This is a genomic window from Bdellovibrionales bacterium (assembly GCA_018266295.1).
In the GTDB taxonomy this organism is placed as follows: Bacteria; Bdellovibrionota; Bdellovibrionia; order Bdellovibrionales; family Bdellovibrionaceae; genus JACMRP01.
Genome location: JAFEAQ010000014.1, coordinates 54,002 through 66,959 on the forward strand (window position 1 = coordinate 54,002; position 12,958 = coordinate 66,959).

Below are 12,958 nucleotides of genomic sequence, written 5' to 3' on the forward strand. Positions count from 1 at the left end.
CCATCACCTCAGCCTGAAATTACGCTCATAATTATCAGTGTTCAAATCAACCGCCCCTGCCACTCCCGTCGGGGTCAAGACAAGCTTCCCCCGCACCACCACAGGGGGGCTGTAACAGGTACCCGTGGCCGGACACTCTGGCTGCCAAGTCATCTCATAGCGTAGAAAGCAGCTCCCAGGGTTTGTCGTTCCAAATGTAGTACAGGGTTTAAAATCAATATCAAAGCCATTGCTCGGGCTCGAAGAATCAACAAGCACATTTCCTTCATCATCATAAACGGCCAGTGGGTACTCTCCCATTGGGCACACGAAAGAAGGATCATTCATGCATTTCTCAAGATCCGCTCCACTGTTTTTATTGAGAGCAGCAGTGACCGTTCTGTTCCACGAGCGTTGACTTTTGAACGAGGACTCAACGGACAAAACCAAGGAATCGAGTGTTCCTTTGAAAAACGTGCGTTTGCGGGCAACACTATTTCCGGTGATTCGCGCTGAGATATAGAATGAAATTGAGACAACTGCGACGAGCAGAACGACTATATAGCCAATGGCGATGAAGCCTCGATTCATATCAAAACACTCCCAAGAAAATTAGAAAATATTTCTATGTTTAAGTCCATGAGAAAACATGACGAAATGTTTAGGGTCGAGGTACGTTATGAATCGCCGAGGGTTTACTGTAATTGATTTTATGCTCGCGTGCGCTCTAGCTGGAATCTCAGGTCTCGCTCTCATGTCGTTCGGACAGCTCGTGAGTGAATACACAAGAAAAGCCAACGTTAAGTTTGGCGTCTCAGACGTGCGTTCTGAGATTATGATGATCACCATGGATCCAAAAGCCTGGGGTCTTAACATCTCTAAAGCCGCATCCTCTGCGGATGCCGGCGGAACATACAATCCTGAGATGGCATGCCTTAAAGACAAAACCAACTGTAACGAAGGGGAATACCCTCTTTCATTGTTCGACGGCTCTGGCCGAGTTCTTGTCGATGCCTTAAATCCTAACCAGGGCTTTACCTCAAAAGGCTCTCAATGCTTTACCTATGGTGCAACCGATGGGAGCGAGGGCGACTGTATTTTCCGTTACCAAATGCGCTGGGAAGCGGTTTGTCCGCCAGCGCAAACGTCCTGCAAAAATCCGCAGGTTCATTTGAAACTGAATCTTTTAACGAGCACTCAACAGCAATCGACCTATATGAATATGCGCACAACGCAAGTTGCGATGGGCATGGACATGATTGCCGTAGACCCTATCGAGATGAGCAGCATGTCCACTCCGCCTCCGGCAACACCACCTGCGGATCCAAGTCTGGTGTCTTATACAAACTCAACTCTCTATTCCACAAGCAACACGATTGTGATTGATTTGTCTGCTTTTGTCGAAGACGCAACAGGCGTGACGTTCAGTCTTGCGGCGCCAAAGTCTTCAGAGAACGGAACTGTAATTCTCTCCGGCAGCAGCGTGACTTACACGCCGGCGGCTGGTTTCTATGGCCATGACACGTTCCCATTTGTGGCGACCGATGCCTTGGGCGGAGTGAAGCTCCTCAATGCCAAAGTCGAAGTGATGACTCCGCACTCTTGGACGGGCCAGGCCGGCGATAAAGATGCTTCAAATCCACTCAACTGGTGCGGAGTTGTTGTTGCCGGTCAGTGTGACCATGCCTCTTTCGGCAGCGGCCTCTTAAACAGCGATGCTCACGTCGTTTTCGATGACACTTGTCTTGCTGGCAATTGCGACGCGAACTTTCCGCAGTCGACAATCACGATTCGTCGCTACGAACAAAAAGCCACGTACAAATCGACCGTGACGATGAATTGCAGCGCCCTGAACGTCAACTCACTGAGCTCTGGCTCTTACGCCCTCAGCAATAAAATCTCGAACTCCGGCGACAACGTCGCCGATCTGGATATTCAAGGTGGATCGTTTAAAGCGGTTGGCAGCTGTAAAGCCACTGTCTATGGTTGCACGCACATCGGCTCTGGTGTCACGAGCACCGATCTTCCGGCAATGAATATCTTTACTGACAAAAATCCACTGGGTGCTGCACCTGCCGCCGGCTCTTGCACGGGCTTTAAGGCTGAAGCCACCAAAGAGCAGTTGCCATCCTTTGCGAGCAATCCAATTGTACTGACCCCTGTGAATGAATCGAAACCGGAACTGTACTTGGATAAATCTTTGGATCTTGCCAATTTCAAAACCGGCACTTGTGTGAACACCTATTCTACTTGCTCGGTGTACTATACTTCTGATTTAGATCCAGCGACGACTTCAGCGTCGAACGCTGTGAACGGAAACTTTAGCAGCAGTATTTTCGCTGGCCATTGTAAGAACTTTTTCGATCAAGCCTCTTCACTGGTGTTAGATGCGACGAACGACGTGAACAAAAGTGGCTTCGCTGGAACTTTCACGGTCCCAGCTGCACGTAACGTTGCTGTCAGCGGCGGTGCGGGAACTCTCTATATTCGTTCAGCTATTAAAGTAACAAGTGTCTCCGGCATTGCGGGTGATACTGCAATTAATGCTGGCAGCGTTGACGGCATCGGCGGCATGGCCGGAACTCTGTGTATTAAAACAGGCGTGCTTGGCGATATCACGGGCACAGCCGGAGAATTTAATATCTCAGCAACCACCGTCGGAAACCTCAAAGGTGGTGCCGGCACACTGAGACTTCGCGCTTACTCGATCAAATCCATTCAAGGTGCAGGTCCCATGGACGTGACTGCAAAAACACTCGGCGCACTTTCCGGTGCTGGCACGATGGAAATGCGCGTCGGTGCGATCGATACGATTACCGGTGCAATGACTCTGAATTTGTACGGCACTGTCGTGAATAGCTTAGATAATTTTGCCGGTGATGTTTGCCTCTATAACGGAGCGAAGATCCTCAATGTGGGCTCTTACGCCGGCACTATCAAAGACTGCGGCACAGCTCCTTAGCTTGCTCTTTAAAATTCTGCGAATCCATTCGACCAGACGCGCTATTCAAGTCTACTCCTTGATTTTTAGCGCCCCTCACTCAAGGATGGTCGGATGGATAATAAGCCGCAGCATAAACCGGAAAACGCCCTTCTCAACATCCTCTTTAATATCGCGATCCCGATTCTGATCCTAAATAAAGGTTCGAAGTACATGGGCTCGTTCTGGGCACTGATTATAGCTCTGGCTTTTCCGCTATCTTATGGAATCTACGACCACATCACACGCAAGAAAACCAACGCAATTTCGGTTCTGGGTCTGATCAATGTCGGCATCACAGGTAGCCTGGCGCTGTTTAAACTGCATGGAATGTGGTTTGCGGTGAAGGAGGCCGCGTTTCCACTTCTGGTCGGCGCTTTTGTCTTCGGCTCGGCCTTCACCAAGAATCCATTCATCTCGACCCTGTTTTTGAATCCACAACTCATTGATGTGGGCTTGCTCAAGAGCCGTCTCTTTGAACGCAAAACTGAGAGCGAATTTGCCGAACTTTTAAAAAAATCCACTCTGTGGATTTCACTGTCTTTCGTTTTCAGTGCGACTTGCAATTTTCTGCTCGCAATCAGAATTTTTGAACCAATCAACGAGGCCCTTGACGGCGAAGCTCAGGCACTCATCCTCAATGAACAAATCGCCCGCATGACGACGTGGTCGATGGCGGTGATCGTGCTTCCGTGCATTCTCTTTATGGTCGCGATTTTCATGTATCTCAGCAAAGGCATGCAACGCCTCAGTGGCCTGACTGAGGATGAGCTTCTCGCTAAAAAATAATTCTTAGAAACTTCCGTCCATCGGCGCCGGCATTGGTGGCGGTGGTGGTGGGAAATAGCCATTGTCGAAGTCAGATCCACCTTCTGGGAATGGAACTGGCGGCGGCGGTGGAGGGAAACCCTCTGGTGGTGGCTCGAAATTCTCGGCTGGCGGCGGGAACGGAGGAGGAACATAGCCTTCGCCGCCAAAGTCGTCGAAAGCCGGTGGCGGAGGGAAGTTCGGAACAGAACCGCCCCCGAAATTGCTGCCGCCTCCGGATGGAGAACTACTGCCCCCGCCTTTACCACCGAGCAAGTTGCGTTTAGCGATATCAAAGCGTGGACGCTCTTTATCAAGTCCGTATTCTTCCATGGCCCATTCCGCGCGCTTTTTAGCTTCGGCCGCGTTCTTAGGTTCTTGAGCTTTCTTTTCTTTCACGTAGGCTTTGCGATTGGCTTCGTACTCTTCGTAATCTTCGTATTTATCTTTGAGATCGGCCTTGTATTCGGGGCCGCCTTCTTGCGGAGACTCTTGTTTTTTGCGTTTTTTATCAGCAGCAATGTCTTTTTTGCGCTGCTCTTCCCAGTCGGCCTGTTCTTTCAAGTAAGCTTTCAAGCCCGCTTCACGCTCTTGATCGAATTCTTTGTCCTCTTTCTGCTTTTTGTAAAACCCGGCACGTCGTTCATCTTCGCTTTGCGCCAAAGCAAGCGAGCCGCTGACGATCGAAATACCAATGAGGAAAGCACCCAGAACTCGTAAAAACATGGGATTAGTTTACCGCGGTTTTATGATTAAGAAAAAACATAAAAAGATCCTCGACCTTCATCTAAACAGGCCCTATTATGGGCCCTCTTTGCGAGCCAAAAGGAGTCAATTTCATGGAAATTTTGGAACAATTCGGCCTTTTCACAGCGCAAACCGCGGTTATTGTCCTTGCTATTGCGGCCATCATCATCCTGATCGCAGTTCTTGCCGCAAAAGCCCAAGACAAACCTGAGATCGAAATCGAGCTCCTTCACAAAAAATACAAGCTTTTTGCCAAAATCCTGAAGTCTGCAACCCTGAACAAGGACGAGCAAAAAGAAGAAAAGAAAAGAGACAAAAAAGAAGCCAAAGAGAGAAAGCACGAGCACACCCGCAAGGTTTTCGTGGTCGACTTTAATGGGGACATCAAGGCTTCCGCCGTCGATCACCTTCGCCAAGAAATCACAGCAATCTTGAATGTGGCCACCGCACAGGATGAAGTGGTGATTCGCCTTGAAAGCCCGGGCGGCGTGGTTCATGGCTATGGCCTGGCGGCTTCTCAGCTCCTCCGTGTTCGTGAAAAAGGGATCCCGTTGACTGTTTGCGTGGACAAAGTGGCCGCCAGCGGCGGCTACCTCATGTCGTGTACGGCCAATAAAATCCTCTGCGCGCCGTTTGCAATCGTCGGCTCCATCGGCGTCGTTGCCCAGGTTCCGAATATCCACCGCGTTCTCAGAAAACACGATGTCGATTACAAAGAATACACCGCCGGCGAGTTCAAACGCACGGTCAGCTTGCTCGGCGAGATCACTCCGAAGGGTGAAGAGAAGTTTAAGGAACAACTTGAAGCCACTCACCGACTGTTCAAAAATTTCGTTCAAGCAAATCGCCCAAACTTAGACGTCACCAAGGTGGCGACGGGCGAATACTGGTATGGAAATGACGCCAAAGATTTAGGCTTAGTGGACGAAATTCGCACCAGTGATGATTATTTATTGAGTCAATCTGACACCAACCAGGTCATCAAAGTGAGCTTCGCAAAGAAACAGAAATTAGGCGAAAAACTCTCTGGAGTTTTGGGCCGAGCCGCTCACTCTGCACTCTGGAAAATTTACGAAGATCTCGAGAGAAAAACCTTCTTGTAGTCGTCCCAATAGCTACTTGCGTCGGTTCAAAAAAATAAATCATTGTTGAGACTGAAGTCTTTGCTTTACATTGCGTGCCACGCTCGGTATTCATTTTCAATTGCTTTGGCAATTCGTTTGCAAGAGCACCTCCTCCGGTGCACGCTCAGCAAACGACTGCTGGCGAAAAAGCCTTTGAAGGAGTACGCAAATTGTCTGACGTTGTACTGTCTGTACGGAATCTTGAAACCACTTTCAAATCAAAGTTGGGTCCTATCCGTGCCGTGAACAAAGTTTCCTACGATATTCACAAAGGCCAAACCTTGGGGATCGTCGGCGAATCTGGTTGCGGTAAATCTGTGACATCTTTCTCCATCATGCGCCTGATTGAACCTCCAGGAAAAGTTTCCGGCGGCGAAGTTTTACTAAAGGGCCGTGATCTTTTAAAACTTTCTGACAAAGACATGGAAGACGTCCGTGGCGGCGAAATGGCCATCATCTTCCAAGAACCGATGACGGCGCTAAACCCGGTCCTCACTATCGGTTTCCAAATGGACGAGCAAATCAAGCGCCATATGAAGCTTGCACCAAAAGAAGCCAAAGACCGGGCGATCGAAATGCTTTCGCTCGTGGGTATTCCGTCTCCGGCGGAACGCTATAATGCTTACCCTCATCAACTTTCGGGCGGTATGCGCCAACGTGCGATGATCGCCATGGCTCTTTCTTGCAACCCAAGCTTCTTGATCGCCGATGAGCCGACGACGGCGTTGGATGTAACAATCCAAGCTCAAATCCTCGAACTCTTTCAGAACTTGCAAGAAAAGTTGCACATGACAGTTCAGTTTATCACCCACGATTTGGGCGTGATCTCTGAAATTTCTGACAACGTGCTTGTGATGTACGGCGGCCAGGCTTGCGAAAAAGCTTCTACGCTGGAGCTTTTCAGAAATCCTCGTCACCCCTACACGGCGGCGTTGATTGAATCCCGTCCACGTTTAGGCCACAGAACCAATCGTTTGAAAACCATTGAAGGCAGCGTACCTGCACCGATGGATCTACCGGCAGGTTGCCCGTTCCAGAACCGCTGCCCGCGTGCAAAATCTGAATGTTTAACGTTTAAGCCACCAATGACTAAAATTGGTCCTGACCACGAAGTGGCTTGCTTCAATCCCCTTTAGGAAAAGACTGTGGAGACCCCCGTGCAAGACATTCTGCTTGAAGCAAAAAATATCAAAAAATACTTCCCAATTAAAAAAGGTCTTCTTCTGCGTGAAGTCGGCCAAGTGAAGGCCGTTGACGATGTGACTCTCACGGTTCGTCGCGGTGAAACTTTGGGCCTCGTGGGCGAATCCGGGTGCGGAAAATCCACTTTGGGCCGCACACTCATTCGTTTGTACGAACCCACCGGTGGCGAAATCACTTTGGACGGCAAAGATTTCTTAAAGCTTTCCGGCACCGAACTTCGCAACCGCCGTAAAAACATCCAAATGATTTTCCAAGATCCTTATGCGGCCCTCGATCCGCGTATGACTGTGGGCCAGATCATTGCTCAGCCGTTTGCGATTCATAAAACGCTTGGCCCTAAAGAAGCCGAAGTGCGCGTGAAGCAGCTCTTGGAACTTGTGGGCTTGAAAGCTTCGCACATCAACCGTTACCCGCATGAGTTCTCAGGCGGTCAACGTCAGCGCATCTGTATTGCGCGTGCGGTGGCTTTAGAACCTGAACTCATCATCTGTGATGAACCAGTGAGCGCCTTAGACGTCTCGATCCAGGCGCAGGTTTTGAATCTGCTGAAAGACCTGCAAGAGCGTTTGAAACTTACTTATATTTTTATTTCCCATGATTTGTCGGTGATCGAGCACATCTGCGACCGCGTCGCTGTAATGTACCTCGGTAAGATCGTTGAGATCGGCACTCGCGATGAACTCTTTGCAAATCCTAAACACCCTTACACCCAGGCACTTTTGGGTGCGATTCCTCATGTGGGTGAAGGCAAAAAACAAATGAAGAGATCCTTGAGCGGTGACGTTCCAAGCCCGATCAACCCGCCGTCTGGTTGCCACTTCCATCCGCGCTGCCCGCACAAGATGGACATCTGCTCAAAAGAACGCCCGGTTCTGAAGGGCGATGGACACCAGGCCTCTTGCTGGCTTTTAGATAAAAACCAAAACACCCATGAAACTTCCAAGAAGGAGTCTCTATGAATAAAACTTTGAAGCTTGGTTTGGCTGCTGCCCTCACGGTGGGCGTGCTTGCAAACTGCACAAAGAAAGAAGCTGCTGCGCCGACTAGCGGAGAGTCGAACACAACGGCTGCTGCAACAAACTCTGCCAAAAACGCAGAACTCAAAATCGGTATCAGCCAGGAGTTCGAAAACTTGAACCCTCTGATCATGTCCATGTCTGCATCGTCTTACATGTACAGAATGGTTGGTCGTACGTTGGTCTCTTTGGATGCTGACGGTAAGTGGTTCACTCAGCTTGCGAAGTCGATCCCTTCTTTGGACAACGGCTCAGCGAAAATCGTTGATGTTGGCGGCAAAAAGAAAATCATCGCAACTTGGGAAATCCTCGACAACGCAAAATGGAATGACGGCACACCTATTACTTGTGCTGACTTTGCATTTGCTTTGAAAGTTGCAGCAGCACCTACTGTGTCGGTGGGAGAAAAAGAAACTTTCACTCAAGTTGAAAAAATCGAAGCAGATCCTGCAAATCCTAAAAAATGTACTTTCACTTACGAGAAAGCAAAATGGGATTTCTATGCATTGGCTCAGTTCTACCCGCTTCCTAAGCACTTAGAAGAACCGGTCTTCAACAAGTACGGCAAAGAAAAAGAAGGCTACGAGAAGAACTCAAACTACACCAAGAACCCAACAATGAAGGGTCTTTACAATGGTCCCTACGCGATCACTGAAGTCAAACTCGGTGACCACGTGACGTTTGAACCAAACGCGGACTTCTACGGCCCTCAGCCGAAGATCCAAAAGATCATCGTGAAACTCATTCCTAACACAGGAACCATGGAAGCCAACCTTCGTTCAGGCACGATCGACATGATCGGCACGTTGGGCCTTTCTTTGGATGAGGCTCTCGCTTTCGAAAAGAAAGTAAAAGCTGAAAACCTTCCTTACGAAGTGACTTTCACTCCATCGATCACTTACGAGCACATCGACCTTAACTTGGACAATCCCATCTTGAAAGATATCAAAGTTCGTAAAGCGTTGATCACAGGCTTGAACCGCGAAGATCTTGTAAAAGCTCTCTTCGAAGGCAAGCAAGAAGCTGCGATCCACAATATCTCTCCTAAGGACCCTTGGTTCACTCGCGATCCAAAAGACATCACTCTCTACCCTTACTCTAAGCGTGAAGCTGGTAAGTTGTTGGATGAAGCTGGCTGGAAAATGGGCGCGGACGGCTATCGCTACAAAGACGGCAAAAAGCTTTCTTTGGTGTTCATGACGACGGCGGGCAACAAAACTCGTGAGTTGGTTCAAGTATACTTGCAAGACCAATACAAACAGCTCGGTATCGAAATCGTCACTAAGAACGAACCGGCACGTGTGTTCTTCGGCGAAACCACTCGTAAACGCAAATTTGGCGCAATGGCGATGTTTGCTTGGGTTTCTTCACCTGAAAACAGCCCACGTTCTACTTTCCACACATCGGCAATTCCAACCGAGAAAAACGGTTGGTCTGGTCAGAACTTCATGAACTGGTCTAATAAAGACAACGACAAGTTGATGGAAGACCTGGATGTAGAGTTCGACGCTAAGAAACGTTTGGATTTGATCCACAAAATTACGAAGCACTACACAGACGACGTACCGGTATTGCCGTTGTACTACCGTTCTGATGTGAGTGTTGTACCTAAGAACTTGAAAAACTACCGTCCAACAGGACACCAGTTTGCTGAGACCAACGACGTTGAGAAGTGGGATCTTGGCGGTTCTACATTGAACTAGTTTTTTCGGATTTTTGTTAAGAGGAGATCTCGGTGACTACATATATCCTTCGGCGTCTTATCCAAACACTCGCAGTGATAGCGATCCTATCCTATGTGTGTTTCTATCTCATGACTTTGATGCCGGGGGATCCTGTCGACATGATGATCTCCTCAAATCCTAAGATCACGGCTGCAGACGTCGTGCGTTTGCGCGAACTCTACGGTCTTGATCAACCCTCCTATGTCCGTTACGGCCACTGGGTGGGCGATATTCTTAAAGGCGAATTGGGTTATAGCCGTACCTACCGCGTACCGGTTCAAGAACTTCTCGGCCCACGTCTGACAAGCACGTTTATCCTTTCCATGGTGGCATTGGTTTTCTCAATTTTGATTTCAGTTCCACTGGGCGTGTTTTCAGCTCTTCGACCTGGCAGCAAGGTCGACTATGTGATTAACTTCTTCTCCTTTGCCGGAATTTCGATTCCGTCGTTCTGGCTCGGGATCGTGTGCATTATCTTCTTTGCGGTGTGGATTCCACTCCTCCCTGCCGGTGGAACTCAAACGGTCGGCGGACCCGATCTTGGATTCTGGGCCGATCTTTTAGATCGTAGTAAATATTTAATCTTGCCGGTTCTTTCTTTGAGCTTGCAGCAGATCGGCCGCTTTGTGCGCTTCACGCGCTCAGCGATGCTCGAGTCTTTGCGCAATGACTTTATCAGAACTGCGAAAGCCAAAGGTCTTCCGCGACAACTTATTATCTGGAGACATGCTTTCAGAAACGCTTTAATTCCTTTGATCACAATCCTCGCGTTGAGCATCTCTTCAATCTTCTCAGGCGCGATTATTACTGAAACCGTCTTTGCTTACCAAGGCGTTGGCAAACTGACTTATGACTCTATCATCGGTAACGACTTTAACGTCGCGATGGTCAGCTTCATCATCTCAGTAGCCATGGTTCTGGTTATGAACTTGGTTGCAGACCTTCTCTACGGCGTGGCGGATCCACGTATCACATACAGCTAGGAGACGGACATGGAAATGACAGAAGAAATGACAATCCCACAAGTCTCTGACGAAACCCGCCGTAAGCATGAACAAGCTCTTCCGATGTGGAAGATCGTTCTCAGCCAATTTGTTGAACACAAAATGGCCGTGGTCGGTTCTATTATCATTGTTCTCTTTATGGCGATCGCGCTTTCGGCCCCGTTGATTGAGGCTATTTCAGGCCTTGATCCAGATGCGCAGAACGTGTTCAACCGTTATCAGCCACCGTTTTCCCGGGCGATTGCCGGCCAGGACGTCCGCGAAACAACAGTTGAAAAATTCATTCACGATAAGCCCGAAGTTTCTCAAGCACTTGAAACTGCTTTGATCAGCAAAGGCCTTGTAACAACTCAGACTCCGGCGGACGCGCTGTTTGAATTGACGGCGAAACCGGTTCCTGAAGCTTTGAAAATTCTTGAGCAAGTCGGCACAGCTGAGGCCACAGACCTTAAAAAGACTTTTCAGACTTTTGAAAGTTACCATATTTTTGGTACGGATGAACTCGGACGTGATGTTTTCATTCGCTTGATTTACGGCACGCGCATTTCTATGAGCGTCGGTGTTTTGGTTGCGATCGTTTCAGCGTTGGTCGGTCTTTTGATCGGTGCCGTTGCCGGTTTCTACGGTGGCGTGGTTGATACGGTCCTGATGCGTGTCACGGATGCTTTGATCTCATTGCCACTTCTTCCGGTAATGATCGTGATTGCTGCGATTGATATGCAAAAGCTTCCGGCCCTGAAAGCGCTGGTCAGCACTCAAAATGAGTCCATCTTTAAGATGGTTCTGATCTTGTGCTTGTTCTCGTGGATGACTGTGGCCCGCCTTGTTCGTGGCAGTATCTTGTCTCTGCGTGAGCGCGAATTTATCTTAGCTTCAAAAACTCTGGGTGCGACGGATTTCACCATCATCTTCCGCCACATGTTCCCGAACGTGATCGCACCAATGCTCGTGTCTATTACATTGGGTGTGGGCGAATCGATCTTGTTTGAAGCGGCCCTCAGCTTCTTGGGCTTGGGTATCCAACCGCCAACTCCAAGCTGGGGTAATATGCTCTTTAATGCTCAGGAATTGATTTACCAAGCTCCGTTCTTGGCAATCCTTCCGGGTGTGATGATTCTCCTCACAGTAATCAGCTTCAACTACTTGGGTGACGGTCTTCAGGATGCAGTCGATCCAAAAGCGATTCGTCGCTAGTCGCGCAACTTGTGTTCAAACCTGAAAAAAAGTAAAGCGGCCGGGCCTCAGCTCGGCCGTATTGCTTTTTAAAGCCTCTAAACCAGGCACGTGGTCTGCAAAGCCCTCTAGCAGGATCAAAGAGGTGCTTATGAAAGCTTTATTAAACAACACTGCATTTTTAGTACTCACGTTTTTTGCTGTTTCAGCAGGTGCGCAACAACAGTCTTCTATGGAGCTGACTTGTCGTGCGAAAGCTAAAGAAATCGCAGCACAAACTTATTCAGGCTGTGTGACAGAAGCTCGTAACACTCAGATTGACCTCATCCGTAAGGACTACCAAAAGCAATTGGCTGATTTGAAGGCAAAGTATGACCGCGAACTTAAGAAAGTCGGCGGCAGAAATGTTAACACTCCTCAGGGTCCTGAAGCTTCGGCTCCAAAATCCACTCCTCCTGTTGCGGCAACGGTTTCTAAGGGGGCAGCCCCAAAACCGACAAAAGGCATTGCCAAAACCCTTCCTACTCGTAAAGAGATGAAGCCAGCTGCGGCCCCTGCCGTGCAAGAGGTTAAAGAGGATACTGTTGTTGCCACTCCTGACAGCGGAACGACTGTAAATGAAAACCAACCGACTCAAAATGACGCCAATGGCGAAATGAAAATGGAGCTCGTTCCGGCTCCAGCTTCGTCTGATAACAATACAGCCTCTACTGTCGACCAGACATATTAGTTTTCTTTAATTTGGTGACAAAAACACACCCACATCATATATAATGGACCTCAGATCCTACAGGGAGGTCCTTAATGGGTGAGTTTAGCCTTACACATCTTTTACTATTGGCTGTGATCTTTTTGATCTTCTTCGGCCCTAGCCGCTTGCCTCAATTGGGACAATCCCTTGGTAAAGCTATTCGCGGTTTCAAAACCGGTTTGAATGAAATCGACGTTGATGCCAAAGACATCCACGACAATACAAAATCAAACGAACAAATCTCTCAAAACCAAACTCAAGGTATGAACTCTCAAAAAGTTGAAAACCCTGAGACTCAAAAGAAATCTTAATTTCTTAGTTTTTTGAAATTCCAAAAAAGAGGGAGCCTAAAAGCTTCCTCTTTTTTTTTTGCCGTTACAATTTACAATATGGAAGAGTTTCATGCTTCGTAAGCAGATAGACATGGAACACCTCTTCAATCTCACTTTA

At 48.5% G+C, this 12,958-nt stretch carries 12 protein-coding genes; 10 read left to right on the forward strand and 2 right to left on the reverse strand.

Annotated elements, in window-relative coordinates:
• Window positions 1-3: 3 nt before the first annotated feature.
• Entirely contained in the window at window positions 4-570 is a 567-nt protein-coding gene (locus JSU04_15305; protein ID MBS1971678.1) for a hypothetical protein, read from the reverse strand.
• A gap of 88 nt (window positions 571-658) precedes the next feature.
• Here JSU04_15305 and JSU04_15310 point away from each other — a divergent pair, with 88 nt between their 5' ends.
• Both JSU04_15310 and JSU04_15315 read left to right on the forward strand, forming a co-directional pair.
• Window positions 659-2,941, forward strand: a complete 2,283-nt coding sequence (locus JSU04_15310; GenBank protein ID MBS1971679.1) for a hypothetical protein — start codon at window positions 659-661, stop codon at window positions 2,939-2,941.
• Between the two features lie 93 nt (window positions 2,942-3,034).
• Window positions 3,035-3,748 (forward strand): hypothetical protein, encoded by a 714-nt coding sequence (locus JSU04_15315; GenBank protein MBS1971680.1) that lies wholly within the window; start codon window positions 3,035-3,037, stop codon window positions 3,746-3,748.
• Window positions 3,749-3,751: 3 nt separating this feature from the next.
• Here the strand turns inward: JSU04_15315 and JSU04_15320 are convergent, their stop codons facing one another.
• The gene (locus tag JSU04_15320) at window positions 3,752-4,492 is read right to left on the reverse strand and encodes a hypothetical protein (GenBank protein MBS1971681.1); all 741 of its coding nucleotides are present in this window, start codon (window positions 4,490-4,492) and stop codon (window positions 3,752-3,754) included.
• Between the two features lie 113 nt (window positions 4,493-4,605).
• On the opposite strand from JSU04_15320, the gene sohB reads away from it, so the two are divergent.
• The 8 genes from sohB (at window position 4,606) to JSU04_15360 (ending at window position 12,819) form a co-directional block, all read left to right on the forward strand.
• Window positions 4,606-5,616, forward strand: a complete 1,011-nt coding sequence (gene sohB / locus JSU04_15325; protein MBS1971682.1) for a protease SohB — start codon at window positions 4,606-4,608, stop codon at window positions 5,614-5,616.
• Window positions 5,617-5,861: 245 nt separating this feature from the next.
• On the forward strand, window positions 5,862-6,773 hold the full coding sequence (locus tag JSU04_15330) for an ABC transporter ATP-binding protein (GenBank protein ID MBS1971683.1): 912 nt from the start codon (window positions 5,862-5,864) through the stop codon (window positions 6,771-6,773).
• 21 nt (window positions 6,774-6,794) lie between these two features.
• Window positions 6,795-7,799, forward strand: coding sequence for a dipeptide ABC transporter ATP-binding protein (locus JSU04_15335; protein MBS1971684.1), 1,005 nt, complete (start codon window positions 6,795-6,797; stop codon window positions 7,797-7,799).
• Window positions 7,796-9,559: a peptide ABC transporter substrate-binding protein gene (locus JSU04_15340; GenBank protein MBS1971685.1), complete on the forward strand. Its 1,764-nt coding sequence runs from the start codon at window positions 7,796-7,798 to the stop codon at window positions 9,557-9,559. The genes JSU04_15335 and JSU04_15340 overlap by 4 nt, the downstream gene beginning before the upstream one ends.
• Before the next feature lie 32 nt (window positions 9,560-9,591).
• On the forward strand, window positions 9,592-10,563 hold the full coding sequence (locus tag JSU04_15345) for an ABC transporter permease (GenBank protein MBS1971686.1): 972 nt from the start codon (window positions 9,592-9,594) through the stop codon (window positions 10,561-10,563).
• Between the two features lie 9 nt (window positions 10,564-10,572).
• Window positions 10,573-11,778: an ABC transporter permease gene (locus JSU04_15350; GenBank protein MBS1971687.1), complete on the forward strand. Its 1,206-nt coding sequence runs from the start codon at window positions 10,573-10,575 to the stop codon at window positions 11,776-11,778.
• Between the two features lie 130 nt (window positions 11,779-11,908).
• Window positions 11,909-12,487: a hypothetical protein gene (locus JSU04_15355; GenBank protein MBS1971688.1), complete on the forward strand. Its 579-nt coding sequence runs from the start codon at window positions 11,909-11,911 to the stop codon at window positions 12,485-12,487.
• Between the two features lie 74 nt (window positions 12,488-12,561).
• A complete protein-coding gene (locus JSU04_15360) occupies window positions 12,562-12,819 on the forward strand; it encodes a twin-arginine translocase TatA/TatE family subunit (protein MBS1971689.1) in 258 nt (85 codons plus the stop codon).
• Window positions 12,820-12,958 lie beyond the last annotated feature (139 nt).